This window comes from Stenotrophomonas sp. AS012628 (genome assembly GCF_010608305.1).
Lineage (GTDB): Bacteria > Pseudomonadota > Gammaproteobacteria > Xanthomonadales > Xanthomonadaceae > Stenotrophomonas > Stenotrophomonas geniculata.
Genome location: NZ_VMBJ01000192.1, coordinates 1 through 248 on the forward strand (window position 1 = coordinate 1; position 248 = coordinate 248).

The window sequence follows — 248 nt, forward strand, 5'->3', positions numbered from 1 at the left end:
GCAGGTGGATCAGGCTTTGCAGTCGCCCATTGACGAGGCGCACCTGCTCGCCGTTCATCACCGGCCTGGCCGTCTGCTCGAAGTCGCGGGTACGGAACTCGACGTTCTGCAACCCACCGCCGCGTACCGCCTTGAACCAGTCGCGGGTGAATATCTGCCCCCAGGGATCCTGGCGGGTGCCGCCGGAACCGCGCTTGCCGCCGTAGCCCCGGGCCTCGCTGCTGTCGAGAGTGCGCTGGATCTCGGCG

The 248-nt window shown here is 68.1% G+C and carries 1 pseudogene; it reads right to left on the reverse strand.

The window, feature by feature from the left end:
- Positions 1-248 (reverse strand): annotated as a pseudogene (locus G5A07_RS21575) (hypothetical protein); the annotation flags it as partial.